Origin of the sequence: Bradyrhizobium sp. SRL28 (genome assembly GCF_018596315.1) — a bacterium.
Taxonomy (GTDB): domain Bacteria; phylum Pseudomonadota; class Alphaproteobacteria; order Rhizobiales; family Xanthobacteraceae; genus Bradyrhizobium.
The window spans coordinates 624,382-648,866 of record NZ_JAHEAG010000003.1; the positions used below are offsets into that span (position 1 = coordinate 624,382).

The 24,485-nt window shown below is 62.1% G+C and carries 27 protein-coding genes; 10 read left to right on the forward strand and 17 right to left on the reverse strand.

Annotated features, from left to right (window positions below; translation table 11 throughout):
• Nucleotides 1–114 precede the first annotated feature (114 nt).
• On the forward strand, nucleotides 115–807 hold the full coding sequence (locus KIP88_RS10965) for a hypothetical protein (protein ID WP_214487883.1): 693 nt from the start codon (nucleotides 115–117) through the stop codon (nucleotides 805–807).
• Nucleotides 808–837: 30 nt separating this feature from the next.
• On the opposite strand, the gene KIP88_RS10970 is transcribed toward KIP88_RS10965, so the two are convergent.
• Together KIP88_RS10970 and KIP88_RS10975 are read right to left on the reverse strand one after the other, a co-directional pair.
• Complete coding sequence (locus KIP88_RS10970; protein ID WP_214487884.1) at nucleotides 838–1,308, reverse strand: GNAT family N-acetyltransferase; 471 nt, start codon at nucleotides 1,306–1,308, stop codon at nucleotides 838–840.
• A gap of 126 nt (nucleotides 1,309–1,434) precedes the next feature.
• Nucleotides 1,435–1,851: an META domain-containing protein gene (locus KIP88_RS10975; protein ID WP_214487885.1), complete on the reverse strand. Its 417-nt coding sequence runs from the start codon at nucleotides 1,849–1,851 to the stop codon at nucleotides 1,435–1,437.
• Nucleotides 1,852–2,095: 244 nt separating this feature from the next.
• Between KIP88_RS10975 and KIP88_RS10980 the strand changes: the two genes are divergently transcribed.
• Nucleotides 2,096–2,605, forward strand: a complete 510-nt coding sequence (locus KIP88_RS10980) for a hypothetical protein (RefSeq protein ID WP_214487886.1) — start codon at nucleotides 2,096–2,098, stop codon at nucleotides 2,603–2,605.
• Nucleotides 2,606–2,810: 205 nt separating this feature from the next.
• Entirely contained in the window at nucleotides 2,811–4,265 is a 1,455-nt protein-coding gene (locus KIP88_RS10985; RefSeq protein ID WP_214487887.1) for an acetamidase/formamidase family protein, read from the forward strand.
• Nucleotides 4,266–4,435: 170 nt separating this feature from the next.
• Here KIP88_RS10985 and KIP88_RS10990 read toward each other — a convergent pair whose 3' ends face one another.
• Nucleotides 4,436–6,100, reverse strand: a complete 1,665-nt coding sequence (locus KIP88_RS10990) for an L-lactate permease (RefSeq protein ID WP_214487888.1) — start codon at nucleotides 6,098–6,100, stop codon at nucleotides 4,436–4,438.
• A 299-nt stretch (nucleotides 6,101–6,399) separates the two neighbouring features.
• Here KIP88_RS10990 and KIP88_RS10995 point away from each other — a divergent pair, with 299 nt between their 5' ends.
• Entirely contained in the window at nucleotides 6,400–8,145 is a 1,746-nt protein-coding gene (locus KIP88_RS10995) for an ABC transporter ATP-binding protein/permease (protein ID WP_214487889.1), read from the forward strand.
• 291 nt (nucleotides 8,146–8,436) lie between these two features.
• Here the strand turns inward: KIP88_RS10995 and KIP88_RS11000 are convergent, their stop codons facing one another.
• The 6 genes from KIP88_RS11000 to KIP88_RS11025 all read right to left on the reverse strand — a co-directional run bounded on the left by KIP88_RS11000 (nucleotide 8,437) and on the right by KIP88_RS11025 (nucleotide 15,765).
• Nucleotides 8,437–9,450: a TorF family putative porin gene (locus KIP88_RS11000; protein WP_214487890.1), complete on the reverse strand. Its 1,014-nt coding sequence runs from the start codon at nucleotides 9,448–9,450 to the stop codon at nucleotides 8,437–8,439.
• A 426-nt stretch (nucleotides 9,451–9,876) separates the two neighbouring features.
• Entirely contained in the window at nucleotides 9,877–10,245 is a 369-nt protein-coding gene (locus KIP88_RS11005) for a histone (protein WP_214487891.1), read from the reverse strand.
• A 219-nt stretch (nucleotides 10,246–10,464) separates the two neighbouring features.
• Nucleotides 10,465–11,793 carry a glycolate oxidase subunit GlcF gene (glcF, locus tag KIP88_RS11010; protein WP_214487892.1) on the reverse strand — a complete coding sequence of 443 codons (1,329 nt, stop codon included), beginning with the start codon at nucleotides 11,791–11,793 and terminating at the stop codon, nucleotides 10,465–10,467.
• Nucleotides 11,790–13,028: an FAD-binding protein gene (locus KIP88_RS11015; protein WP_214487893.1), complete on the reverse strand. Its 1,239-nt coding sequence runs from the start codon at nucleotides 13,026–13,028 to the stop codon at nucleotides 11,790–11,792. Before KIP88_RS11015 ends, glcF begins: the two co-directional genes overlap by 4 nt.
• Nucleotides 13,029–13,088: 60 nt before the next feature.
• Nucleotides 13,089–14,264, reverse strand: a complete 1,176-nt coding sequence (locus KIP88_RS11020; RefSeq protein WP_214487894.1) for a hypothetical protein — start codon at nucleotides 14,262–14,264, stop codon at nucleotides 13,089–13,091.
• Nucleotides 14,265–14,271: 7 nt separating this feature from the next.
• Nucleotides 14,272–15,765, reverse strand: a complete 1,494-nt coding sequence (locus tag KIP88_RS11025) for an FAD-linked oxidase C-terminal domain-containing protein (protein ID WP_214487895.1) — start codon at nucleotides 15,763–15,765, stop codon at nucleotides 14,272–14,274.
• A 227-nt stretch (nucleotides 15,766–15,992) separates the two neighbouring features.
• On the opposite strand from KIP88_RS11025, the gene cycA reads away from it, so the two are divergent.
• Nucleotides 15,993–16,385 (forward strand): cytochrome c-550 CycA, encoded by a 393-nt coding sequence (gene cycA, locus KIP88_RS11030; protein WP_214487896.1) that lies wholly within the window; start codon nucleotides 15,993–15,995, stop codon nucleotides 16,383–16,385.
• A gap of 100 nt (nucleotides 16,386–16,485) precedes the next feature.
• Here cycA and KIP88_RS11035 read toward each other — a convergent pair whose 3' ends face one another.
• Nucleotides 16,486–16,779: an antibiotic biosynthesis monooxygenase gene (locus KIP88_RS11035; RefSeq protein ID WP_057838078.1), complete on the reverse strand. Its 294-nt coding sequence runs from the start codon at nucleotides 16,777–16,779 to the stop codon at nucleotides 16,486–16,488.
• A 187-nt stretch (nucleotides 16,780–16,966) separates the two neighbouring features.
• Entirely contained in the window at nucleotides 16,967–17,932 is a 966-nt protein-coding gene (locus tag KIP88_RS11040) for an alpha/beta fold hydrolase (RefSeq protein ID WP_214487897.1), read from the reverse strand.
• Nucleotides 17,933–18,195: 263 nt separating this feature from the next.
• Here KIP88_RS11040 and KIP88_RS11045 point away from each other — a divergent pair, with 263 nt between their 5' ends.
• Entirely contained in the window at nucleotides 18,196–18,375 is a 180-nt protein-coding gene (locus KIP88_RS11045) for a hypothetical protein (protein ID WP_212417885.1), read from the forward strand.
• Between the two features lie 51 nt (nucleotides 18,376–18,426).
• Here KIP88_RS11045 and KIP88_RS11050 read toward each other — a convergent pair whose 3' ends face one another.
• From KIP88_RS11050 to KIP88_RS11070, 5 genes are all read right to left on the reverse strand, one after another.
• On the reverse strand, nucleotides 18,427–18,672 hold the full coding sequence (locus KIP88_RS11050) for a hypothetical protein (RefSeq protein WP_374226454.1): 246 nt from the start codon (nucleotides 18,670–18,672) through the stop codon (nucleotides 18,427–18,429).
• A 148-nt stretch (nucleotides 18,673–18,820) separates the two neighbouring features.
• Nucleotides 18,821–19,420: a tetratricopeptide repeat protein gene (locus KIP88_RS11055; protein ID WP_374226444.1), complete on the reverse strand. Its 600-nt coding sequence runs from the start codon at nucleotides 19,418–19,420 to the stop codon at nucleotides 18,821–18,823.
• 178 nt (nucleotides 19,421–19,598) lie between these two features.
• Nucleotides 19,599–19,724, reverse strand: coding sequence for a type B 50S ribosomal protein L36 (ykgO, locus tag KIP88_RS11060; RefSeq protein WP_002718645.1), 126 nt, complete (start codon nucleotides 19,722–19,724; stop codon nucleotides 19,599–19,601).
• Between the two features lie 265 nt (nucleotides 19,725–19,989).
• Nucleotides 19,990–20,439 (reverse strand): MaoC family dehydratase, encoded by a 450-nt coding sequence (locus tag KIP88_RS11065; protein WP_214487899.1) that lies wholly within the window; start codon nucleotides 20,437–20,439, stop codon nucleotides 19,990–19,992.
• 14 nt (nucleotides 20,440–20,453) lie between these two features.
• Nucleotides 20,454–20,930, reverse strand: a complete 477-nt coding sequence (locus KIP88_RS11070; RefSeq protein WP_214487900.1) for a MaoC family dehydratase N-terminal domain-containing protein — start codon at nucleotides 20,928–20,930, stop codon at nucleotides 20,454–20,456.
• Nucleotides 20,931–21,035: 105 nt separating this feature from the next.
• On the opposite strand from KIP88_RS11070, the gene KIP88_RS11075 reads away from it, so the two are divergent.
• The 4 genes from KIP88_RS11075 to KIP88_RS11090 are packed head-to-tail and all read left to right on the forward strand — an operon-like array spanning nucleotide 21,036 to nucleotide 24,035.
• On the forward strand, nucleotides 21,036–21,920 hold the full coding sequence (locus KIP88_RS11075) for an amidohydrolase family protein (protein ID WP_214487901.1): 885 nt from the start codon (nucleotides 21,036–21,038) through the stop codon (nucleotides 21,918–21,920).
• Between the two features lie 36 nt (nucleotides 21,921–21,956).
• A complete protein-coding gene (locus tag KIP88_RS11080) occupies nucleotides 21,957–22,805 on the forward strand; it encodes a dienelactone hydrolase family protein (RefSeq protein WP_214487902.1) in 849 nt (282 codons plus the stop codon).
• Nucleotides 22,802–23,548 (forward strand): haloacid dehalogenase type II, encoded by a 747-nt coding sequence (locus tag KIP88_RS11085; protein WP_214487903.1) that lies wholly within the window; start codon nucleotides 22,802–22,804, stop codon nucleotides 23,546–23,548. Before KIP88_RS11080 ends, KIP88_RS11085 begins: the two co-directional genes overlap by 4 nt.
• A gap of 1 nt (nucleotide 23,549) precedes the next feature.
• Entirely contained in the window at nucleotides 23,550–24,035 is a 486-nt protein-coding gene (locus tag KIP88_RS11090; RefSeq protein ID WP_214487905.1) for a YbaK/EbsC family protein, read from the forward strand.
• On the opposite strand, the gene KIP88_RS11095 is transcribed toward KIP88_RS11090, so the two are convergent.
• Nucleotides 24,032–24,412 (reverse strand): hypothetical protein, encoded by a 381-nt coding sequence (locus tag KIP88_RS11095; RefSeq protein WP_214487906.1) that lies wholly within the window; start codon nucleotides 24,410–24,412, stop codon nucleotides 24,032–24,034. The two genes, KIP88_RS11090 and KIP88_RS11095, sit on opposite strands and share 4 nt — an antisense overlap.
• Nucleotides 24,413–24,485: the final 73 nt, after the last annotated feature.

The window sequence follows — 24,485 nt, forward strand, 5'->3', positions numbered from 1 at the left end:
ATCCATGCCTCCGCCGCGGTAAAGCGCGCAATGATCTTGCTCCCGGGCCCTGATTGTTAAGATTCGATTCAGCTTAGAGGAACATCATCGGCTCTCCGAAATCTGGGTCACGCCATGCAAGACCGCGAGCCGAGTACCTCTGAGAGCATCTGGTCGGGGAATGTGGTTGCCGGGCAGTGGCGGGAGCAACGCGCGAGCCTGTGGAATTTCCTTAAATCCGATCGCGACGAAGTATTGGTGGTGCGGGAGCCATTTGGCGATCAGGCACGCGCCGCTGTGCTGGTCGCTGCAGCGGTGGTGGCAAGCTTTGGACTGGGATGGGCCGGCGGCCTGAACTGGCCGCAGTTCGCAAGCGAGCTTGGTCTGGTAGAAGTTGCGCAGAAAGAAACGCCCTCGCCGCGAATTTCCGAAGCACGATCAAGCGGCAGGATTGAAGGCGCTCGAAAGACGGCATCGGCGTCAGATGCGCCCGCCATTGTCGGCAGCATTCCCAAGCCGTCCGCCCTGTTGCCGGGCGGTGCACGCCCGTCTGCGGGCCCGGCCTCCCAGGCCAATGCGGGCCCTTCCGCCGCCGTGATCGCGATGCGGCAGCCCCTGGTGGCGGCGCCGGAAACCAAGCCGGCGACGATTCCCGGTTGGACGGTTGTTGATGTCAGGGACGGCACCGCTGTTCTCGAAGGTCCTGACGGAATTCGGATGGCCGCACGCGGCGACACAATTCCCGGTCTAGGACGCGTGGAGTCCATCGTGCGCTGGGGCAACCGCTGGGTCATTGCCACCGCCAGCGGATTGATTGCGACGCAGTAACAGAGCTCATGGTCGACCGTTATCTGCAGATCAAGGCTGCAGGCGTTTGGTCATGAACAGGCTAAGCGGGTCAGACGTGTAGGTGCCGAACGGCAGACATTCCTGATAGCCAGATGCGCGATAGAGCCCGATCGCCTCTGGTTGCCTGATGCCTGTCTCCAGACTGATACGGCTGACGTGCTTCTGGCGCGCGGCATCTTCCAGTGCAACAAGCAAACGTCGACCTAAACCAGTTCCCCGGGCTTCCCTACGTACGAACATGCGCTTTATTTCGGCATGTCCAGGCGCGATGATCCGAAATGCGATCGATCCGAGAAGTTCTCCGTTACGGCGCGCGGCGAGAAAGACCGCGTCGGGTGCTGCAAGCGCATCCACGTCCACGACGTGATTGCTTTCGGATGGATACAGCGCCTGCAGGTATGCACCCGATTCGGCGAAGATAAGCCGCACGTCCGCCTGCCTCGGATCCTCGGGCCCTATGCTGATCTCAGGCTTACTCATCTTCGGCCATTTGGCACACGAGGCCTAGAGCGGAATGACTTTTCTTCGAAACGTCATCCCGCTCTATCTCTTCGATTTGAGCATGATCTTTTCGGAAAACCGGTACCCACTTTTCCGGATCATGCTCTAGTTCGTGTTGATGCGAAACCGCAGCGTCTTCGCGCCGATGAACGACACGAGATCGCCCTGCCGTTTCCAGGTGGCCGCTTCCGTGAGCGCCGCGATCAACTCGTCATCGGCCTGAGCCCGGTCCGGCGGACAGGGCCGGTTTTGCATCGCGCCGGCGACGAAGATCACGGTGTTGCCCGCCACCGAAAACTGGCCCTTGCCGCCCTTGCACCAGAGTTCGAGGACCACCTCGCCGGCATCGCCGATCTCCAGATTGGGGATCCGCTTGGATCCGGGCTGGCGGTTCACGTCGAGCTGCATTTCCGTCCCGAACGGAAAGCCGTCATCGGCCAGTGCCGGGCTGAAATGCAGGGCGGTGGCGATCAGCAAGAGCGAAGTGGCGCCTGCCCGGGCCGTGCGTGCGAATGAAATCATGCTATCTCCCGAAAAATACCAGACCTACCGCGCCGCGCGCCGTTCTATTGGACAACGACGTGGTTGGCTAGGGCGTGTACGCAGAGATCGGGATCGCCGAGACATTCCGGATAACGGACTCTGAAAGCGCGCAACGTGGCCTTGGCTGGTCAAAACCGGGCACGTCTGTAAAATCTTTGACATATTGGTCCTGGGTTTTGTTGAGCCGTCCCAACAGTCGTTTGCCAGGAAGGGTCCTGTCGCGGTGAAGCAGCGAACCGTCGTCGTGAATGACCGGATGCAGCGGGGTTATCGATACGTTCTCGCTGCACCCGTTGGCCGCAACTTTGACCCGGACTTCCACCCCGAACTCACGCCGGCGGAAATGCTGCGCCTTGGCGTCTTCGGCGGAAAATACATGACCGATTGCAAGAACGAGTTTCCGGCCAGTTGGTTCGCAAAGGCAAAACTCTCCCCGAAACGCGCAGACGCCAAGCTGAATTTCTTTGGAGTTGCTGCCAGCCAGCCGCTCTCGGTGTGGCGCAAGAAGGGCTGGATACACCCCGAAGACCCGCGCGGCTGGTTTCAATGGTACTGCCGCTATTATCGCGGACGGCGGCTTCCGGACGAAGATACACGACAGATCAAACGCTGGGCGGCGATCCGAAGGCACGTGCGCCAACTGCAGATGAATTGCGAGCCGGGCGATCTTTTCTGCCGGAAGCGTCAACGGCAGGCGCTGCTGCATTGGGCTTATGACAGCCGGAAACTCTGAAACCTCCGTGGGAAGCGCCGGCGGCAATCACAAGATTCCGACTGCTTGGTGCGTCCAGCAAGAGTTGAGCACGCAAGGCTCAAGCAATAAGCAAAGGAGCTATTTTTCATTCACTTCCTGATGCAGCAACGCTTTGACTGTTGCGATGAACTGAGGTGGGATCAGGCGTGCGCCTGGATGCGCGTTCAAATCAGGGAGAGATCCGATGTGCGCGGGTGATGACAAGAACTGTCCGGAATTCGAATTGCACCATCGCAAGTTCAAGGAAACGCTTGATCGCGAACGCCGATCGTTCCTGAGGTCCAGCTTCGCCGCAGCCGGAGGCGCCGCAGCGATGACCGCGGGCGGTATTTCTCTGGTGACGCCGCAGATGGCGGCTGCTGCCGAAAAGAACCAACCCGCCAAGCGATCCTATCATCATCTGCCGGCAACTGCCGAAACTGTGCATTGGGGCTATTTCAGCAAGAAACTGAAACCGCAGGTCGAGATCGATTCCGGCGACTTCATTACCATTGAGGCGTTGACTCACCATGCCAATGACGACGCCGAGCGCATGGTGAAGGGCGATCCCGGCGCCGAAAGCGTGTTCCTGTGGACCAAGGAAAAGAAGGGCGTGAACCGGCGCGGCGCCGGACCGATGGATGCCTCGCTATTCGGGCGTGGCGCCGGCGAGGGCCTTGGCGTGCACATCTGCACAGGCCCGGTCTACGTCCGCGGCGCCCAGGACGGCGACGTGATCGAGTTGCGTATTATCGACGTCACGCCCCGGCCATGCGCCAATCCGCAATATCGTGGAAAAGCCTTCGGCAGCAACGCGGCGGCATGGTGGGGCTTTCACTACAAGGACTTGTTGACCGAGCCTAAACCGCGCGAAGTGATCACGATCTACGAGGTCGACGCGTCAGGCGAACGCAACTGGGCGAAAGCCGTGTACAATTTCCAATGGACTCCACAGACCGATCCTTCGGGCGTCGTGCACAAAACCATCGACTATCCCGGCGTTCCGGTCGATCACTCCACGATCAAGGAGAACCACGGCATCCTGAAGAATGTGCGCATTCCGATACGTCCGCATTTCGGCGTCATCGGCCTGGCGCCGAAGGAAGCCGATATCGTCGATTCAATTCCGCCGAGCTATACCGGAGGCAACATCGACAATTGGCGGATCGGCAAGGGCGCCACGATGTATTATCCGGTCGCAGTCGAAGGAGGCCTGCTGTCTGTTGGCGACCCGCACGCCTCGCAGGGAGACTCCGAGCTTTGCGGCACGGCCATCGAAAGCTCGCTGAACGGCACCTTCCAGATCATTCTGCACAAGAAAGCCGACCTCGTCGGCACGGCTCTCGAAGCCCTCGACTATCCGATGCTGGAAACCAGGGATGAGTGGCTAGTGCACGGCTTCAGCTTCGCCAATTATCTCACCGAGTTGGGAGACAAGGCGCAGTCAGACATTTACTCGAAATCGTCGGTTGACCTGGCTTTGCGCGATGCGTTCCGCAAGATGCGTAAATTCCTGATGACGACCAAGAAGCTGACCGAAGATGAGGCGATCTCTTTGATTACGGTTGGCGTCGACTTCGGCATCACCCAGGTGGTCGATGGAAATTGGGGCGTCCATGCGGTCATCAAGAAGGATATCTTCGCCGGAGGCGAGACCTGATCCAAAAACACCGGGGTGGTCGGTTCCGGCATGAGCTTGGCCGCGTTTGATTACGCCCGTCGGTCTTGCGAGACCACACGCGAAACGGGGCCTCAGTACGAATCCCATACCGGTAACAAATCCCCGCGGCGTCGGCCGCGGGGATGGTCGGCGGATCGCCCCGACGGCGGCTATTCAAGCACCATCAGCGTGAACGGATGGACGTAGGCCTGCAGCGTCACCAGCACGCCGACGAGGCAGGCCAGCACGATCGAATGCAGGAAGACGTAACGCAGGATCGAGCCTTCGTGGCCGTACCAGTTGGTCGCCGTCGAGGCGACGACGATCGATTGCGCGTCGATCATCTTGCCCATGACGCCGCCGGAGGAGTTGGCGGCGGCCATCAGAATGGGCGACAGGCCGAGCTGTTCGGCGGTGATCCTCTGCAGATTGCCGAACAGCACGTTGGAAGCGGTGTCCGATCCCGTCAGCGCCACGCCGAGCCAGCCGAGCAGCGTGCCGAAGAAGGGATAGAGCACGCCGGTGGCGGCAAAGGCGAGGCCGAGCGTGGCGTCGACGCCGGAGAGCCGCGTCAGCGTGCCGATGGCGAGCATCGCCGAGATCGTGATCAGCGAGATCGCGCACAGCCTGATGGTGCGGCCATATTCCGCAACCATCTTCAGCGGCGAGAAGCCCATCAGGAAGCCGGAAATGATCGCGGCGATCAGCATGCCCGTCCCGGTGAAGGACAGGTAGGTGAAGTCGAACAGCGCCGCCTCCGGCGTCGGCTTCGCGGCCACCGGCGGAATCTTGTTGATCATATTGTGCAGCTCGGGCACCTGGTATTTCCAGGCGAAGTTCGCGTTCGCCCAACCCTTGAACGCGCCGGTGCCCCAGATCAGCATTACGACGCAGACGATGATCCACGGCAGCAGCGCGCTCCAGAGCTGCGCCTGGCTGAGCTTCGCCGTATTCAGAGGCTTGGCGGGCTTCATGGTCGCCGCCGATTCATCTTTTCCGCGCAGCGCCGGGGACAGCCAGAGCTCCCGGGGTTGCCAAACCTTGAGGAACAGGATCAGGCAGCCCATCGAAATCAACGAGGCGCCGATATCGACGATCCAGGGGTTGATGAAGTTCGAGATCACAAATTGCGGAACAGCAAACGAGACGCCGGTGACGAGAATGGCCGGCCAGATCGCGATCATGCCGCGCCAGCCCGCAAACGCCCAGATCAGCCAGAACGGCACGATCAGCGAGAAGAACGGCAATTGCCGGCCGACCATCGCACCGAGGACATAGGGGTCGAGGCCGGTCACGGAGGCCAGCCCCTGGATCGGCGTGCCGAGCGCGCCATAGGCGACCGGCGCGGTGTTGGCGATCAGCGAGAGGCCCGAGGCGGCCAGCGGCGAGAAGCCGAGCCCGATCAGGATCGCGCCGGTGATCGCGACCGGCGTGCCGAAGCCCGATGCGCCTTCGAAGAACGCGCCGAAGGCGAACGCAATCAGAAGAAGCTGCAGCCGGCGGTCGGTGGTGACACCGCCGATCGCGCGCTGCAGCAGCTCGAACCGCCCGGTCTCGACCGTGATGCGGTAGAGAAAGATGACGTTGAGCACGATCCAGCCGATCGGAAAGAAGCCGATCACGACGCCGAGCAGCGAGGCGCGGATCGACATGTCGGCAGGCATGGTGAAGATGCCAATGGTGATCACGTTGGCAACGATCAGCGCGATGATGGCCGCGAGATGCGCCTTGACCTTGCCGCTGGCGATCAGCACCAGCAGCGTGACCACAGGCAGGGCGGCGGCGATTGTCGACAGCGCGGCGTTGCCAAGCGGATTATAGTGTTGATCCCACATTGCGGTTCTCCCCGACATTGTTATTGGCACGCCCGCCGGCATGGACGGCCGGCTCACCTGGCGGATGCGGGGCCACCTCTCAAAGGCGGGATTGGGCGCTTCTGGCTTCGCCAAAAGTCCGCTCACAACCTCGCGAAGTTCGATGGCCGCCGCCCCTCGCCGTTTCGGCCATGCTAGTCTCTCGGCGCATGCTGCGACAAGCTGCCGCAGGCTAGAAATCAAGTAAATTTGGTCGCCCACCCTCTAATTCTTCCATTCCATCAAGGTCTTGAGGGCCTTCCTCCGGAGACGGTAAATCTGTGAAAAACATCCGCTCGACGCTCGCCACCGTGTGGCGCATCGCCACTCCCTATTTTCGTTCGGAAGACAAATGGGCCGGCCGCGCGCTGCTGGCGGCGGTGATCGCCGCCGAGCTCGCCATCGTCTACCTCACCGTCCTGCAGAACCAATGGAACCTCCGCTTCTACAATGCGCTTCAGGATTACAACTGGGACGCCTTCGTCTACGAAATCATGTATTTCAGCGTGCTGGCCACGGTCTTCATCGTGATCGCGGTCTACCAGCTCTATCTCAATCAATGGCTGCAGATCCGCTGGCGGCGCTGGATGACGGCGCACTATCTCAGTGAATGGATGCATCAAGCCAACCATTACCGGATGCAGCTTCAGGGAGACGCAGCCGATAACCCCGACCAGCGCATGACCGACGACGTCAAGCTGTTCGTCGATCGAACGCTCAACATCGGCGTTGGATTGCTGAACTCGATCGTTACGCTGGCGTCCTTTGTCGTCATCCTGTGGGGCCTTTCGAACGCCGCACCGCTGCACCTGTTCGGTCAGGATATCGCCATTCCCGGCTACCTCGTCTGGGGCGCGCTGATCTATTCGATTCTTGGCACCGTCCTGACTCATCTGATCGGCTGGCCGCTGGTCGGCATCGATTTCCGCCAGCAGCAGTACGAGGCGGATTTTCGTTTCAACCTGGTGCGCGTCCGGGAAAACTCCGAACAGATCGCGCTGTTGCGCGGAGACGCCGCGGAGCGCGAACGCCTTCTGGTTCGCTTCGGTCGCGTGGTGGAGAACTGGCTTGCCATCATGAACCGGACCAAGAAGCTGACAGCGTTCACCGCGAGCTATTCGCAGGCTTCGGTGATCTTTCCGTATATCCTGGTGGCGCCGGCCTACTTCGCGAAGAAGATTCAGCTCGGCGGCATGATGCAGACCGCGTCGGCATTTGCGAGCGTGCAAGGCGCGCTTTCGTTCTTCATCACGATCTATCGTCAACTGGCGGAGTGGCAGGCGGTGGTGAACCGTCTCGACGGATTCGAGGCCGGGATTGCAGCGGCAACAGAACTCACCAAGCGCCGCGATCGAATTCACGTCACAGCAACGCAAGGCGACGGCGCAATCAACCTCAAGGATCTGGTGCTGCGACTACCCAACGGAACGCCGCTGGTGAACGCGGACCGGTTTAGCTTCTGCAAAGGCGAGCGCACGCTGATGACGGGCCCCTCGGGCTCCGGCAAATCGACGCTGTTCCGCGCGATTGCCGGCATCTGGCCATTCGGCGCCGGCTCCGTCGCCATTCCGGCCGGTGCAACGTTGATGATGTTGCCGCAGCGCCCGTATTTCCCGGTCGGATCGCTACAAGGGGCGGTCGAATACCCCGCCAAAGAGGGCGCGTTTACCGCGCAGCAGATCGCCGACACGCTGCAGGCGGTGGGATTGCCCAAGCTTGCCGTGCAGCCCGGCAAACATGGGCACTGGAATCAAACGCTGTCGCTCGGCGAACAGCAGCGCCTCGGCATCGCGCGCGCGCTGTTGCATGCGCCGCAATACCTGTTCCTCGATGAGGCCACCGCCTCGCTCGACGAACCCTCGGAGAAGGCGCTGTATCGCCTGATCGAGGAGAAATTGCCTGATACCACGATCATCTCGATTGGACACCGCTCGACGCTCGATGCTTTCCATCAGCGCAACGTCACGCTGACGCGTGACGGCGACCAGTTTGTGCTCGAGGCCGGCGAGCCGGCCAAGACGTCGTAGCCATGTAGCCCGGATGGAGCCAACGGGTCGCGCGCATGCGCGCCCGACAGACTCCGCGCAATCCGGAACCATGTCACAAGTGGATGCGCTTATCCCGGATTGCGCGGAGCCTGTCATCACTGTGCGAGCGCAATTGCGCTCGTCGCGGGCGCGCATTCGCGCGACCCGTTGGCTCCATCCGGGCTACGGCTATCCGATTTCGCTCGGCCTAAAGCCAGCGCTCAAGCCTCCGCAAAAGAAAAGGGGCGGCAGATCGCTCTGCCGCCCCTCGTCTTCCGACAGAGGAATATCTTACTTCAGGTTGGTCAGCGCGGTCAGGTCAGCCGAGAGCCTGACGATGCCAGCCGCGCCGCACCAGTTCGAACCTACGCCCGACGGATTGATCGGGGTCACGAAGGTGCCCGACGATGCCGTGATGTTGCCGCGGGCGGCGAAGTCGCTGGTGAAGGCGTTGCAATCGCCCTTCGACAGGTTGGTGTCGGAGTAACGGAAGTCCAGCGTGAACACCTTGTAGGTGAAGCCGATGCCGACGTTCCAGGTGTTGTAGTCGGCGTAGTTGATGCCGTTCGGGAACAGCGCGGTGCCGTAGAACGAGTCTGACGTGCCCAGCCACTGGCGGCCGAATTCACCCGACACGTACATGCCGATGCCGCTGGCGCCGAACCAGGTGCTCGGCGCAATCGCCTTGCCGACGATCGAGGCGTAGGTGCCTTCGGCGCCGCTGTTGAGGAAGCTCGGCGTATAATAAACGTTGCCGCCCATCGAGAAGTTGTCGTTGAAGGTGTAGTTCACCTTGCCGTAGACCTCGAAGAAGCTGACGTCCTTCTTGAGAACGTTAAGATTGACCAGCGTGTTTGCCTGGCATTCGGCGCTGAGCGGAACGCCGGCGAAATCGGTGGTAGCACCACCACCGTATTGGCAGGTCCCGCCGGGATAGAGGTAGCCCCAGGCGCCGACGTCGAAGGCGAAAGCGCCGAGCGTCAGGCGCGCACCGCCGTAAGCGTCGACTTCAGCCGCTGCGCGGTTGGGGAACGAGATGCTCGCACCGCCCACGCCGACGTAGAGCTGGAAGTCCTTGGTAACGTTGTAGCGCGGCTCGAAGTAGACGTTGACCGACGGCTTGTGGTTGGACTGGGTGATGCCACGGAAGATGTAGTCGTTGGTGATGCCGCCGCCGAAGGCGAAATCCCAGGGATCGAATGCCGGCGGCGGCGGGGCCTTGACGGCCTTCACCCGCAGATCCGCAGCGAGAGCCGAACCCGATACCATTGCCAGCGCCGTTGCCAACAAAACCAGTTTCTTCATGACGATCCCCATCCACCCTTCTAGACAGTCCAATTCCGGCGCCCCCCAAGGGCAAGCGACAACCGACTGCGGCCAAATGTCTTAACGTGGCTACACAGTGGTCTGCAGTGTCATGATCGTGAAGCAAAAAAGGCAAGCATGTGCCGCCTTTTTAGGCGTTCCAGCCGTTTCGATAAATGTTCTGCGCAGGTGTTGCATTCTCACCACAATTCCAGGGGGTCTGGTGCGGCCGGATGGCATCTGGAATCGGAAAAAGCAGCAGCGGACCGACATGCCGGAAGACGCCTTTTGCGAATCAACTTCCCGGTGAAAACACGGCTCCGGTTGCCCGGGCAGCCCTCACGAACTGAGGACAGCCCTCACGAAAAAGGCCGCAGCGGTGGACGCTGCGGCCTTTCCGAAACGTTACTCCCGGCAAGCGACCGTCTAGTTGTGGTCGCCGCCGTTGGACGAGCCGGATCCCCATGAGGGTGTGGACGGCTCAGGGGTAGCCCAGCTCGGCGCCGGTGCGGACGCGGGTTCCGGCTCTGCCGCCGCCACCGCGGGCTCTGCCTTGGGAGCGGCGGGCTTGGCAGCCGCCCTCTTTTTCTTTGCCGGGCTCTTCTTTGCGGCCTTCTTCGGTGCGGCCGCCGCCTTTGACTTCTTTGCAGCCTTCTTGGCGGATTTCTTTGCGCCCTTTTTCGCAGCCTTCTTCGCCGATTTCTTCGCGGCCTTCTTCGCGGACTTCTTCTTCTTCGCCACTACGGCCTTCTTGGCCTTTTTAGCCTTCTTGGCCTTCTTACTCTTCTTCGCCATCTGGTCCTCCTGTTGACGCCGTCCATGTGGTGTCGAGCGCTTCGAATAGTCCGTGGGCCAGACCGGGGCGGCACTTCTTCGAAGTGCCCTCCCGCTCCATCCCTTGTCCGGGCGCGATCTCCGGGCAAACGCTTTCGCGCTTGTCCCGAGGAAACCGGATGCCGATCCCGCCATCCACACGCGGGCAGACGTTCCGGATCGTGCCCGTAGGCCGATCGATCAATTCAATCCCTGGCCGATCGATCCAGGCTTTGGACCTCCTGTCGCCCAATCGAGAAGCTCAATCGTGTGCACCACAGGAACTGACGTACCGCCGGCAATCTGAACCATGCATCCAATATTGCCTGCAGCGATCATGTCCGGTTTGACTGTCGCAAGATTGGCGATCTTCCGATCGCGCAATCTGCTCGCAATGTCGGGCTGGAGAATGTTGTAGGTCCCCGCCGAACCGCAACACAAATGGCTTTCAGGCACATCTTTCACCACGAATCCATTCTTGGAAAGCAATTCTTTCGGAAGGCCTGTGATTTTCTGTCCGTGTTGTAGCGAACAAGCCGAGTGATAGGCGATTGTGACGTCGCCTTTTTGCGTCGTTGGCGCGAGTTCAATGCCGCCGAGAAACTCCGTGATATCCTTTGCCAGCGCGGAGATTTGTGCTGCGGGGCTAGCGAAATCGCGATCCTCGCGCAGCATGAAACCATAGTCCTTGATGACCGTGCCGCAGCCCGATGCCGTAATCAGGATGGCGTCGAGGCCGCCTTGTTCCGCTTCCTTTTTCCACACATTGATGTTGGCGCGCGCCCGCGCCAGCGCGTCGCTATCCTGCCCGAGGTGATGGGTGAGCGCGCCGCAGCATTGCTCGTCCTTGACCAGGACGACCTCGATGCCGTGGCGCGTCAGGAGATTGATGGCGGCCTGGTTGATGCGCGGCGCCAGCACCTGCTGGGCGCAACCCTGCAGCAGCGCGACCCGCCCGCGCCGCTCGCCGATGGCCGCAAAGACGCTGCCGCCCGAGGGTCCCGGCGCCGGAAGGCCTTTCGGCGCCAGCGCCAGCATCGCCTTGATCCGCCGCAGCAGGCCGGGTGTCGCGGCGGCATTTGACGCCGGCAGCAGGGCCGCAAGCGGCCGGGCGAGCCGCGCCATGATCATGCTGGCGCGAAACAGCTTGGGCCGCGGCAGCACCAGCGCCAGCACCGCGCGCAGGGCCCGCTCGGTCAGCGGCCGCGAATAGTCCCTCTCGATCCGGACCCGCGCCTGATCGACCAGGTGCATGTAGTGTACGCCCGACGGACAGGTAGTCATGCAGGCGAGGCAGGACAGGCAGCGGTCGATATGCTTGACCACCTCCGCGGTCGGCGGGCGGTCCTTTTCCAGCATCTCCTTGATCAAATAGATGCGCCCGCGCGGGCTATCGAGCTCGTCGCCGAGCAGTACATAGGTCGGACAGGTCGCGGTGCAGAAGCCACAATGCACGCAGGCGCGCAGGATCTTGTCGGCTTCGGCGATATCGGGATCGGCCAGTTGCGTGAGCGAGAATTCGGTTTTCATGTCGCTGTCATCAGCAGCATCCGGCCGCGGTTGAGGATGATCTTGGGATCGAAGCTGTGGCGCACGCGCTGGCCCAGCGCGGCGAGGCCGCCGGCCTGCGGGTGAAACACCTCGACGTTCCGCCTGATCTCTTCGGGCGCGCGGATCAGCGTCGCATGGCCGCCGGCCGCCTCGACCTCCCGGCGCACCGGACCGGCCAGCGCGTCCGGCTGCGGCGGCACCGCCGCCCAGATCAGGCCGCCGCCCCAATCGTAGATCACGTCGCCCTGGGACCCGCGCGCCAGCGCCTGGCCGAGCGCGCCGCCCGAGGCCGGCGGGCAGACGATCCGCCATACCGGCCATAGCCCCCGCGCGCCGCTGGCGGCGAACGGCTCGACATCGCGGACCTCGGCCCAGATCGACGACGAGGCATCGTCCTGCAGCATCTCCACCGCACCGAACGCCGCCAGCGCGTTGCCGAGCGAACCGGCGCGGTCGGCCACCGAGGCCGCGATGCCTTCCAGCCGCAGCAGGGTAAGTGCCCGCCCCGCAGCGCCAAGGCGCTTCAGCGCGCCGGTTGCGGAGCCGAACACCGAACCCGGCAGATGCGCCGCGCCTGATACGTCATAGGGCGAACCGAGCGCCGCGGTCATCGCGCGGTTGGCGGTGACGTCATCCAGCCCTGAAAGCATCAGCGTCCGCTCGCTCTCGGGCTTCGGCATCACCTTCAGCGTCACCTCGGTCATGACCGCCAGCGTGCCCCATGACCCCGCCAGGAGCTTGCAGAGGTCGTAACCGGTGACGTTCTTCACCACCCTGCCCCCGGTCTTGAAACTGTCGCCAAAGCCCGACACCGCATGCGCACCCAGCAGGTGATCGCGGGCGCCGCCGGCCTTGATCCGGCGCGGTCCCGCCAGCCCGGCACCGATCATGCCGCCGATGGTGCCGTTGCCGGCCGCGCCGAGCAGCACGGACGTATCCATCGGCTCGAAGGCGAAGTGCTGGTTCTTGGAATCGATCAGCGACTGCACGTCGGCGAGCGGTGCGCCTGCTTGCACCGTGATGATCAGTTCGTTCGGCTCGTAGGCGGAAACGGCGTTCAGCGCCGACAGGTCGAGCACGGCATTGGTCGCCATCGGATGGCCGATCTGCCGCTTGGTGCCATGGCCGATGATCTCCAACGGCTGCTCGCTGGCGATCGCCGTGCGCACCACCTCTTCGACGTCCCTGGCGTCTCTAACCTTAAGCGTATCCACGACTGAGCCGGTATCCAAGTTTAAAGCGGAAAGCAAATCTGCAGCATCGGGAGCCCTGCCTCAAGCTGTCGATTGGCTGGACGCATCCACGTCCGTCCAATCTCCCTTCCGCACCCGCTGTCGAACTGTCTCCTGATCGTTGACCTTCCGGGTGTGAACCTCAGCGAGGACTTCTCCCGAGACGGCGTCGACATAAACGGCCCAGAACGAGGACGATCCGACTTCGCCCCGGTTGCCAGCGATCAAGATTTCCCAGTGGAGACAGTCGTTGAGCGATTTGAGAGCCATGGATCCCTTACGCCCTCCGTCAAATCCGTCGGGAATGGGCAGGTCTGCCATGATCGCCGTGACGTGGGGGCTGTCGAGCCACTTTTCGGGCAAGTGAATTACCTTCGCCATACGATCGGTCGCGTAAGACGGGGCTGAATCTGCGTCGAACAACAATCGGCCATCGTTCGCGAGGACTGCCGTCACCGTGTCACCGCTGTCACCGTAGCGCCACCACACCTTCCAAATGCCGCGACCTTCGGGCACGTCGAAGCCCCAGGTCGTCACCATCTGCAGGCCCCATGGCGGCTTGAACTGCGCCATGAACGGGGCGATGAGGTTCAGGGCCTCGCGCGCGGTAGGAGCCGGCTCTGGGAATGTGATCTTCCGATTTGGAGGAAGCTGGAACCGCACTGCCGCGCTGGCCGACTTGGCACCGAGCTTCCGACCGGCCCTGTCGAGAAGGTCTTGCGTGTGATCCTGCGCCAGATCGGGGGAGATCGACTGATACGCGGGAAGTCCGAGCAACTCACCGAACCGAACGGCGGGTTTCGTAAGCGTTGCCTCTTCATGGTTGAACGGACGAAGCAGCGGCTCGAGTGCCTCCGTTGCGACAAGGGGGGCAAGGGCAAGCAGATCGAACTGGTCGCGCTCGACGGCCGGTTGCTGGTCCCACCAGCACGCGAACTGAACTAGGGGGCGCACGCTGTCCGCGAGCGCGAAGCTCCAGCCGTGGTCTTCGGCATAGCAATAATACAGGACGGGAAGGCCGGTGAGCTTCGAAAGATAATCCGCAAAACGCGCTTCACCCGCACTTCGATACGCCGCCGAGCCAGCGTACGGAACGAATGTCAGCCAACCATTCGCCGGTCCGAAGACGATGCCCGCGGCTTTGGCCTGGCGCAGCAGCTTCTGCGCATCGATGCCTTCGGCGAGACGAATATGATAGCTGACGCTGAACTCGCTCATGGCGCCGCTAGAACCGCGGCAAATCCGGAAACGCCAGCTTTCCGGCGTGCACATGCATGCGACCGAGTTCGGCGCAGCGGTGCAATGTCGGAAACACCTTCCCGGGGTTGAGCAGCCCCTGCGCGTCAAACGCGCATTTCAGCCGCTGCTGCTGATTGAGGTCTACTTCCGAAAACATCTCCGGCATCAAATCGCGCTTCTCGATGCCGACGCCGTGTTCACCGGTCAGCACGCCGCCGAACTCGACGCAGGCGCGCAGGATGTCGGCGCCGAAGGCTTCCGCCCGCTCGATCTCGCCGGGCTGGTTGGCATCGTAGAGGATCAAAGGATGCAGATTGCCGTCGCCGGCGTGAAACACGTTGGCGACGCGCAGATCGTATTTGGCCGAGAGGTCGCGGATTCGTGCGAGCGCCTTCGGCAGCGCGCCGCGCGGAATGGTGCCGTCCATGCAGAGATAATCGGGCGAAATCCGGCCCACCGCCGGGAATGCCGCCTTGCGGCCGGCCCAGAACAGATTGCGCTCTGCCTCAGACGTCGAAATCTGGCAGGTCGTCGAGCCGCAGCCTTGCGCGATCGCCTCGACGCGCTTGATCAATTCGTCGACTTCCACACTCGGACCATCGAGTTCGATAATCAAAAGCGCCTCGACATCGAGCGGATAGCCGGCATGAACGAACGCTTCCGCCGCGTGGATCGCCGGCTTGTCCATCATCTCCATGCCGCCTGGAATGATGCCATTGCCGATGATCCGTGCCACGCATTCGCCGGCGGCCTCGACCTCGGCGAAACCGACCATGAGGGCGCGCGCCGTCTCCGGCTTCTGCAGGATCCGCACCGTGATTTCGGTGATGACGCCAAGCAGGCCTTCGGAGCCGGTGATGATTCCCATCAGGTCGTAGCCCGAGTTCTCCGCCGCCTTGCCGCCGATGCGCAGGATCTCTCCGGACATCAGCACGATCTCGCAGCCCAGCACGTTGTTGGTGGTCATGCCGTATTTCAGGCAATGCACGCCGCCGGAATTTTCCGCGACATTGCCGCCGATCGAGCAGGCGATCTGCGACGACGGATCGGGCGCATAATAGAAGCCGGCATGCGCCACCGCCTGGCTGATGGCGAGGTTGGTGACGCCGGGCTCGGTCACCACCACGCGGTTGTCGAAATCGATCTCGCGGATGCGTTTGAACTTGCCGAGCCCCAGCAGCACGCCGTCGGCCAGCGGCAGCGCGCCGCCCGATAGCGATGTGCCGGAGCCGCGCGGCACCACCTTGATGCCCTGCTCGAAGCAGTATTTCAGGACTTTTGAGACCTGTTCCGTGGTGTCCGGCAGCACCACGACCATCGGCGGCTGCCGGTAGGCCATCAGGCCATCGGACTCGTAGGGCAGCATTTCGGCCGCGCTGTCGATCACGCCCTCGCCCGGTACGATCGCGCGGAGCGCGGCTACAATGGCGTCACGCCGGTTCAGAACTGCCTGATCGGCAGCCGGCATCATGATGGCCATCCGTGTCCTCCAGACCGCGCTTCATCGAATTGTTACGACAAATCAAGCACGTCTACCAAGGTTTGGGTAGGCCATCCGAAAGTTGGATTGCCGGCCCTCCGAACGGTGAGTTCTCTCTGGGACAAGCCGGCCATCGGCAAAACTGTCAAAGTTTCGTGGCTTGTCCAATCCAAGCGGTCCTGCCACAAGAAATCCGCCTCTACCCGGGAAGAAACAAAGAGCACCACATGAAAACATCGACTTTGAGCGCGCTGGTTGTCGTTACCTCTTTGGCCACAGCAACGGGCGCGCTGGCGCAGGATGCTGCCGCCGGCAAAACGTCGTTCAACAAATGTCTGGCCTGCCACGCGATCGGCGAAGGCGCCAAGAACAAGGTCGGCCCGGTGTTGAACGGGCTCGATGGCCGCAAGTCCGGCACCGTCGAGGGCTACTCCTATACGGACGCTAACAAGAATTCCGGCATTACCTGGAACAAGGACGTGTTCCTCGAATACATCAAGGACCCGAAGGCGAAGATTCCCGGCACCAAGATGGTGTTCGCCGGCATCAAGAACGAGAAAGAGTCAGGCGATCTCTGGGCCTATGTCTCCTCGTTCGATAAGGACGGCAAGCAGAAGTGAGAGCTGGGTCAGCTTCTCGCGTCGTTCACCCTCCCCCTCCCGGGTAGGGTGAAGAGAACGTCGGCTGCTCTGATTTGAGAGGACTTCAGCGTTCGCCCGATCAGGCCAGCGTGTGCACGATCACGGGTCCGGCCATCGCGGTGGCCGGCCCGGTCAATAGCGGCGCGAGTTCCTGCTCGATCCACGCCAGCGCGCGCTTGTTTGATTCTTCGGCCGCCGCGTAATTGTTGAAGAGGCTGATCGCCACCACCGTATCATCAGGTGCATAGACCACATAATAGCCCATGAAGCCTTCGACATCGCTGATGATCGGAATGGCACCTTCTTTGATCCGGCGCGTCAGCTCTTCGGCCTTGCCGGCCTTGGCCTTGCCCTGACGAATGGCGGCATACATGGCGCTCTCCCTCGAAGGTCGGCTGCCCAGTTCGCGTCTCTCAAACATTCATCTCGAGCGGGACGAGCAGCGCAATCCCGCGCGCACCGATCGTATCCCATCTGGAGCCGTCAGGCCACGTGCGGCGTCACCGTCGTCCTCGATTGCGCAAGAACGCGCGTCCACAGAAGCCGGGCTCGCGCACGCCTCAATGGCCCGCCGCTGCCGCCGCACCCGGCGCCGTCCCTGATATCATCGCCTCCACTTCCGCAATGACGAGATCGGGCACGGCCTGCTGGATCATGTGGCCGACGCCCGGCAGCACGATAAGTTTTACGTTCGGCGCGGTAGCCGCGAACGGCCGTGAGTGGATATTGGTCGACACCGTCTTGTCGGCCTCGCCGGTGATGATGGTGACCGGCGCCTTGATCTCGCCGTAGCGCGGCGCCTGCTCGGCGACCGCCGCTTTCAGCGTCACCAGATCCCTTGCATTGGCGATGAATTCGCGCGGCCGCAGCAACAGCGGAGTTGCGGTGTTTTTGACAAAGCCGTCCGGCATCGTCTGCGGCAGGAACACGCCGCGCGCACCCGGTTCCGCCAGCACGAGGCCGAGCGGCAGCGTGATGGTGTAGGCGAAGAGCGGGCCGATCATCGGCGTGGCGATCAGTCTGTTGTAACGCCCGACGCCGCCGGGCCACGGATAGGCCACGGGCGCCAGCATGATGAGACCAGCCACGGTTTGCGGGTAATCCAGCGCGATACGCGCCCCCAGCGCGCCGGCCCAGGAATGCACCACAAAGATCGCGCTGTTAACGCCGAGCTTTGCCAGCGCCTCCTCGATCATGCGGGCCTGAATTTCGGGCGTCGAGTCCTCCAGGCGGGCGCGGGTGCTCCAGCCATGCCCGGGACGATCGATCAGGATCACGCGATGCTTTCGGGCAAGCCGCTCCCCGACCGGCTGCCGCATCACCTCGAGATTGGAACTCGCCCCATGCAGCATCACGATCGGCGGACCGGCCGCATCGCGCGGGCCGATATCGAGGATGTGGAGGGTTCCACCCGCCACCTCGACCATGCTGCCCTGGGCCGGATGGGCCCGCTGCGCAAGCAAAACGCCGGCTTGCGTGACCAGCGCCAGCACCACCAGCGCCGCCACGAAAATCACCACTACCATCGAGGTTTTCCGGCTGATTTTCTGCACCAGCGAGCTACGGCCCGGATGGGAGCAGGTTTCGGAGGTTGTCCACAGGGCTCTGCTTCTGTGGATAGCGGGGTCATAGTGATGTCACGTACAGATTTGTACAGTGCCGCTGCCACTTTCGCCATGTGTGCGCGTGCCTGATTAGGGGGCTAGTCGGGCGCGTCACTTTACCCAACATCCACAGGAGCAGGGGCGCTCACTACAAGTTGTTCCAGCGTAAAATCGGAGAAGTACCCATGATTTCCGACGCAAGCGAAGCCGCCATCGATCAGATCGTAGCGAGTTGCAATGGCGACATCCGCGGCGCACTCAAGGCCCTGCTGCGGGTAAACGAGCAGCTCGAGGCCGAACTGGCGCAGTTCTACGCGGCGGTAGGCCTCGACGGCATGGCGCGCGGCAGCAACGCTGTACATTAGAACCTTTTGGGTCGACGCGTTGTCCTGACGCGAAACGGCTCGAAAAAGGCTCTAATTGGATTTGTCCTCGTTATCCGGCGTCTCTGCGGGCGGTTCTTCCACCGCCGGGCAGCTGCGGATGGTCGAACGGGCCAGCTTGGCGTCGTCGTTCGATTTATACGGTCCGGTTCCGAACCAGATATTTCCACCGACCTGGGCGTTGATGACGGGATTGCTCGTGACGATCTCGCATTTGCCGGTCGCGCGGTTGCCGGCCAGCAGCAATGATTTCATGGCTCGATCCTGTAACGCAGTCAGCCAATAATAGCGCTTTGGCGGCGCGACGCTCCCGCCTGAAGCAAAAGCGTCGGGAATCCAGGTTAACCGCGATCCCTTTGATTGCGCGTGATCTTATCGGTGTCGGCTTTTGCGTTGACGCGGCCCCTCGGGCCGGACCATGCCCGTATCAGATATCGCGGCCTTCGACCTTCTCGGTGAGGGTCTTGACCAGTTCCGGCACCTTTTCGAGATGCGGATTGACGGCCAGCGCCTTGCGGAACGCTTCCAGCGCGCGCCTTTCGTCGCCGATGTCCTGCATGATCATGCCAAGGCCTGCCAGCGCGCCGAAATGCCGGGGCTCGCGGATCAGCACCTGCCGGATGTCCTCCAGCGAACGGGTGTAGTCGTTCTTCAGGTAATACAGCGTCGCGCGCCGGTTCCATGCCTCGACATAATCGGGGCGCAGCTTGACCACGGCATCCAGCAGTTTCAGCGCGACGTCCGCCTTCTGCGCATCCATGGCGGCCTTGGCGCGCAGCATCAGCAGCGCAGCCGTGTCGCTCGGGGTCTTCATCCACAGCGCCCAGATCCGCGCCTCGACATGCTTGGCGCTGGCTTCATCGGGGGCGGCCTTCAATGCGCCGAACAGGAAATCCAGCCCGCGGGTGCGGTCGGCGCCGACATTGGGAAGCTTGCTCGGCGCTTCCGGCAACTTCTTCTGCGCTTTCGGCGGGGGAACGACCTGGGTGTTGTTCTGGGCAAAAGCGGCCGCCGGCACGGCTGTCATGACAGCGGCGAGGACCACAATCCGGCAGTTACGGGCGCCTGGGAATCTCAAAGCCATGGGACAAGTCTAGACGCGCAAAATCGCGCCGCAAAGCGGCACGTCGTCAAAGACATGTGAAACGAGGAAAAAAAGCTGGCTCAGCGCCCAGGGCTTAGCTTGGCGGCTTAGCCTTGGCGACTTAACCTTGGCGGGCCTTGAAGCGGCGCTGCACCTTGTTGATCACGTAAACCCGGCCCTTGCGGCGGACCAGACGGTTGTTGCGGTGGCGACCACGCAGCGATTTCAACGAGTTACGGACCTTCATGGGACAATCCTGATGCTTTGAAAGGCCGTGTTGAAGGCCGAACCTGAGCTACCCGAAAGTGGCAAAATGGGATTTTTCCCGAAAGCGGCCAACCGCCCGGGACGGGGCGGTTTCTAAGCCATCGCAGGCGCGGATGTCAATCCGAATGGGGCCGTTTTCGGCTCCATCTGTCCCGTTCCGGACCTAACGCTGGGTAGATCGATACCCGGCATTTTGTCGCGCGCTTACCGTCAACAGTACCGACGTTCGAAAGAACCCTGCGGAATCACTGGCAAAACAGGTCGCGCGGAAATTCGACCAGGGCCTCGCCGGTCGCGACCTTTTCGCCCGCCTGGTTCTTCACCACCACGTCGATCAACACCCAGCGGGATTTTTCAGTGCTCTGCTTGGCCTTGATGATTCCCGATGGCTGGATGGTATCGCCGGGCCGGACCGGCTTGACCCACCGCGTCTCCAGCCGTCGATGGACCGCACCGGCGGGGCACGCCCAATCGGTGATCATCCGCGAGATCAGGCCGAAATTGTTCATGCCGTGCATGATGATGCCGCCGAAATTGGTCTTGCCGAAATTGCCTTTCATGTAGTTGTCGTCGAGATGCAGCGGGTTGTAGTCGAGCGAGGCATCGCAGAACAGGCGGATGGATTCGCGTGAGACTGCGAATTTCGGGCCGTCGATGATGTCACCGGCGGAGAGATTGTCGAACGTAGCGGTCATTGATCGCTCCTCTCTCACATCGGCCGAATCGTCCAGCCCCGGCCGGAACAGATTACGTCACCCTTCTGATTGAAGAAGACATTGTCGTGCACCACGAACAGCCTTTCGCGCTTGATGAACTTGTCGAGCGCGCGGGCCTGCAAGGTGATGACGTCGTTGGGGCGCGCCGGGATGTTGTAGCTCCAGGACTGTCCGGCATTGACGGTTCCCGGCGAACGCATCCAGTCGTCGGCTGGCGTGCAGGAAAACATCAGGAGGATGTGGATCGAGGGCGGCGCGATCAGCCCGCCATAGCGGGTGGTCTTGGCATAGGCTTCGTCAAAATAGATCGGATGATCCTCGCCGACGGATTTGCAGTACAGCTCAATGGCTTCTTTGGTCAGCGTGTAGGGAATGGTCTTGCGCGGCTCGCCGGGAACAATGTCGTCCCAGACCTTTCGCAGATTGGCGTCTTTCCAGAAATCGGTCTCGAAGGCCTCCGCTTGCGCCATGCCACGCTCCCTGTTCTTGCTCTTTTGCTTCTGCCGTCTTGCGGAATTTGTTATATAGTATAATCAATTTTCCAGACCCAAAAATCAAGCGCCGGGGAAGCCCAGATGCCCAAGCTCAAACTGCCCGATATCGAGAAAGTCGTCGCGATCGACATCCACACGCACGCGGAAGAACCCTGCGGCATGCACGGCGACGACGGCTATGACGATTTCCAGGAGCGCATGGCCGACTATTTCAAATCGCCGCACAAGCATCCGCCGACCGTGCCGGAGACCGCGGCCTATTACCGCTCCAAGAATATCGCGGCCGTGATCTTCCCGGTCGACGCCGAGCGCGAGACCGGTTTCCGCCGCTACAACAATTACGAGATGCTGGAAGTCGCGTCCGACAATCTCGACGTCCTGATCCCCTTCGTCTCGATCGATCCGCACAAGGGCAAGCTTGGCGTGCGGGAAGCGCGCAAGCTGATCGAGGAATACGGCGTCCGCGGCTTCAAATTCCATCCGACCATGCAGGGTTTTTACGCCAACGACCGTATGGCCTATCCGCTGTATGAAGCGATCAATGACGGCGGCGCGATTGCGCTGTTTCACACCGGACAGACCGGCGTGGGCTCGGGCATGCCCGGCGGCATGGGGATGCGGCTGAAATATTCCAACCCGATGTATATGGACGACGTGGCGGCTGACTTCCCCGACCTGAAGATCATCCTCGCGCATCCTTCTTTCCCGTGGCAGGAAGAGGCGCTGTCGGTCGCGACGCACAAGCCGAACGTCTATATCGACCTCTCCGGCTGGTCGCCGAAATATTTTCCGCCGATCCTCGTGCGCTACATCAACTCGATCCTGCAGGACAAGATGCTGTTCGGCTCGGACTGGCCGGTGATCACGCCGGACCGCTGGCTGGCGGATTTCGCCAAGCTCGACATCCGCGAGGAAATCCGGCCAAAGGTGCTGAAGGCCAACGCAAGGAAGATTTTGGGGATCTAAAGGAGTATCATCGGCGGCGCAGTCGCGAGGTGGTCCATGACGAACTTCGCCAGAATGGTCGCCCTGCTCGTCGCGCTCCCGGTCTGGGGCGCCGGAGTGAACCTTGCGCCAGCGGCCGACAGACCGCCACGCCTTGTCGAATTCGAAAGCCCGCTGGCGCTGGCGGGCCCGCAGGCGTTGCAGGGTTACCTGCGATTGCCCGATGGCCCCGGCCCCTCGCCCGCGGTCATCTTGCTGCACGGCTGCGGCGGCGATTGGCGAGGGATCGATGAGCGCTGGGGCAAGCTGCTTGCGGAGTGGGGCTACGTCACGCTGACCATCGACCGGTTCGGCACGCGTGGCATCACGAACGCCTGCACCGGCGGACTGCCGCCACAGACCCTGTATGATGCGTATCGCGCGCTGAATTTCCTTGTCGGGAAGTCATCGGTCGACCCGGATCGTGTGGCTGTGGTGGGATTTTCGCAAGGCGCCCTGCTGGCGCTGCTCTCGGTCGAGCGCAGCCAGATCGAACGCAGCGCCAAGGAAAAATTCCGCGCGGCGATCGGCTTCTATCCGCCCTGCCTCGGCCTCAAGGGCAACATGACCGTGCCGACGCTGATCCTGATCGGTGAGCTCGACGACTGGACGCCGGCCAACGAGTGCCGCAACCTCGCCGAAGGCCGTGACGACTGGGGTATCTCGCGCGAGAAGGGCCAGGGGTTTCCGATCGAGATCACCGTCTATCCCGGCGCCTATCATGATTTCGACGTGCCGCATTTCCGCACGCCCCAGAAGCTCCTGGGCCATCACCTCGAATTCAACGAGGAGGCGCGGGATCGATCGGTCGACGCCGTGCAGAAATTCCTGTATGCGACCATCGGCGGAAAAGAGAAACAACCGTGACCATCAAAGCCGTTGTGTTCGACGCCTATGGAACGCTCTACGACGTCCAGTCGGTGGCCGACGTTACCGAGGATGCGTTTCCCGGCTATGGTGAAATCATCACCCAGGTCTGGCGCATCAAGCAGCTCGAATACACCTGGCTGCGCTCGCTGATGCGGCGCTACCGGGATTTCTCCGAAGTGACGCGCGACTCGCTGGCCTACACGCTTGATAGCCTCGGGCTCGAATATGACGACGAGACTTTCGCGCGCATCATCGACAAATATCTGCATCTCGATCTCTATCCGGATGCGCTTGCGACGCTTTCGGCGATGAAGGATCGCAAGCTCGCGATCCTGTCCAACGGCAGCCCCGGCATGCTCGACGCGCTGGTGCGCAACAGCGGGCTCGACCAACTGCTCGATGCGGTCATCAGCGTGGACGCCAGGAAGATTTTCAAGCCAAGTCCCGAAGCCTACATGCTGATCGAGGAGACGCTGCACGTGCCGCCCGCCGAGGTGCTGTTCATCTCCGCCAATCCATGGGACGCCTGCGGCGCCAAGGCATTCGGGCTCAACGTCGCCTGGATCGAGCGGGTGACGCCGGAAGCGATGGCGCTGGCCTGCCTCGAAAGCGAGACGCTGCCGCCATTGACGATGTTTTGGGCGTTGCGTACCCAGATGGATGAACTCGGCGTCGTGCCCGATCATCGCATCCACGGCCTCGCCGAGCTCCCCGCCCTGGTGTCTGCCCAAAGGTCCTGAAATGAGTCTTGAGTCCGTCCGCGCCTTCTTCGCAGAAAAGGCGCCCGATATCTCCGTGATCGAATCCCAGATGAGTTCGGCCACCGTCGCGCTGGCCGCCGAAGCCTATGGCGTCGAGCCGGCGCGGATCGCAAAAACGCTGAGCTTGCGGATCGGCGAGCGTATGGTGCTGATCGTAGCCGCCGGCACGTCGCGGATGGACAACAAGAAGGTGAAGGCGCTGTTCGGCGGAAAGCCGAAAATGCTCGGCCTCGAGGAAGTCGCCGAGATCACCGGCCACGAGGTCGGCGGCGTCTGTCCGTTCGGATTGAAGACGCCGCTGCCGGTCTATTGCGACGTGTCGCTGAAGGCGTTCGACGTCGTGGTGCCGGCCGCAGGCTCGACGCACAGCGCGGTAAAAATCACGCCGGCACGCATGGCGGAGCTGACCGGAGCCGAATGGGTCGACGTCTGCGAAATCCGGGCCGAGCGCGAAGCCGTGGCCTAATTGTCTTCTTCATAATAGGGCGGAGGCTGCATCGGCCGCGGCGGCACGGCCTGCGGCTGCATTTGTTGCGGCGCTCGGCCACGTGGCGCCGTCTGCTGCGGCACGCGCTGCGCCGGCGCGCGATTGGCCTGTTGCTGCTCGGCGCTCGATTCGAATACCGCTCGGCAATTGCTGGAGAGCTGCGGCGTGTTCTGTCGCAAGCAGGCCACGATCCGGCTGACATCGGGGATCTGGTCGCCGCAGAGCCGCCAGACGTCGGGTGTGCAGGCCATCTGCTGTTCCCAGGTTCCGCGATACTCTTGCGACGACGCGGGAGCGTTCACTCCGGCTGCGCCGATCGCGACGGCAAGGCTGAGGACAATCCGCTGCGTTTGCATGGATCAAGTCCTTTCTTTTCGATTTCAAAACTAACGCGGAACTCCGCGCGGCGGCGGCGTTCAGCCTGCAGAA

Excerpts from the sequence above, each read along its gene's own strand:
- KIP88_RS10990 (WP_214487888.1), bottom strand. The coding sequence starts at position 6,100 with ATGTGGGATCAACACTATAATCCGCTTGGCAACGCCGCGCTGTCGACA.
- KIP88_RS10975 (WP_214487885.1), bottom strand. The coding sequence starts at position 1,851 with ATGATTTCATTCGCACGCACGGCCCGGGCAGGCGCCACTTCGCTCTTG.
- KIP88_RS11075 (WP_214487901.1), top strand. The coding sequence starts at position 21,036 with ATGCCCAAGCTCAAACTGCCCGATATCGAGAAAGTCGTCGCGATCGAC.
- KIP88_RS10985 (WP_214487887.1), top strand. The coding sequence starts at position 2,811 with ATGTGCGCGGGTGATGACAAGAACTGTCCGGAATTCGAATTGCACCAT.
- KIP88_RS10965 (WP_214487883.1), top strand. The coding sequence starts at position 115 with ATGCAAGACCGCGAGCCGAGTACCTCTGAGAGCATCTGGTCGGGGAAT.
- KIP88_RS11055 (WP_374226444.1), bottom strand. The coding sequence starts at position 19,420 with ATGACAGCCGTGCCGGCGGCCGCTTTTGCCCAGAACAACACCCAGGTC.
- KIP88_RS11005 (WP_214487891.1), bottom strand. The coding sequence starts at position 10,245 with ATGGCGAAGAAGAGTAAGAAGGCCAAGAAGGCTAAAAAGGCCAAGAAG.
- KIP88_RS11090 (WP_214487905.1), top strand. The coding sequence starts at position 23,550 with ATGAGTCTTGAGTCCGTCCGCGCCTTCTTCGCAGAAAAGGCGCCCGAT.
- KIP88_RS11045 (WP_212417885.1), top strand. The coding sequence starts at position 18,196 with ATGATTTCCGACGCAAGCGAAGCCGCCATCGATCAGATCGTAGCGAGT.
- KIP88_RS11040 (WP_214487897.1), bottom strand. The coding sequence starts at position 17,932 with ATGGTAGTGGTGATTTTCGTGGCGGCGCTGGTGGTGCTGGCGCTGGTC.
- glcF (WP_214487892.1), bottom strand. The coding sequence starts at position 11,793 with ATGAAAACCGAATTCTCGCTCACGCAACTGGCCGATCCCGATATCGCC.
- KIP88_RS11065 (WP_214487899.1), bottom strand. The coding sequence starts at position 20,439 with ATGACCGCTACGTTCGACAATCTCTCCGCCGGTGACATCATCGACGGC.
- KIP88_RS11095 (WP_214487906.1), bottom strand. The coding sequence starts at position 24,412 with ATGCAAACGCAGCGGATTGTCCTCAGCCTTGCCGTCGCGATCGGCGCA.
- KIP88_RS11080 (WP_214487902.1), top strand. The coding sequence starts at position 21,957 with ATGACGAACTTCGCCAGAATGGTCGCCCTGCTCGTCGCGCTCCCGGTC.
- KIP88_RS11070 (WP_214487900.1), bottom strand. The coding sequence starts at position 20,930 with ATGGCGCAAGCGGAGGCCTTCGAGACCGATTTCTGGAAAGACGCCAAT.
- cycA (WP_214487896.1), top strand. The coding sequence starts at position 15,993 with ATGAAAACATCGACTTTGAGCGCGCTGGTTGTCGTTACCTCTTTGGCC.
- KIP88_RS11035 (WP_057838078.1), bottom strand. The coding sequence starts at position 16,779 with ATGTATGCCGCCATTCGTCAGGGCAAGGCCAAGGCCGGCAAGGCCGAA.
- ykgO (WP_002718645.1), bottom strand. The coding sequence starts at position 19,724 with ATGAAGGTCCGTAACTCGTTGAAATCGCTGCGTGGTCGCCACCGCAAC.
- KIP88_RS11020 (WP_214487894.1), bottom strand. The coding sequence starts at position 14,264 with ATGAGCGAGTTCAGCGTCAGCTATCATATTCGTCTCGCCGAAGGCATC.
- KIP88_RS10970 (WP_214487884.1), bottom strand. The coding sequence starts at position 1,308 with ATGAGTAAGCCTGAGATCAGCATAGGGCCCGAGGATCCGAGGCAGGCG.
- KIP88_RS11025 (WP_214487895.1), bottom strand. The coding sequence starts at position 15,765 with ATGGCCATCATGATGCCGGCTGCCGATCAGGCAGTTCTGAACCGGCGT.
- KIP88_RS11000 (WP_214487890.1), bottom strand. The coding sequence starts at position 9,450 with ATGAAGAAACTGGTTTTGTTGGCAACGGCGCTGGCAATGGTATCGGGT.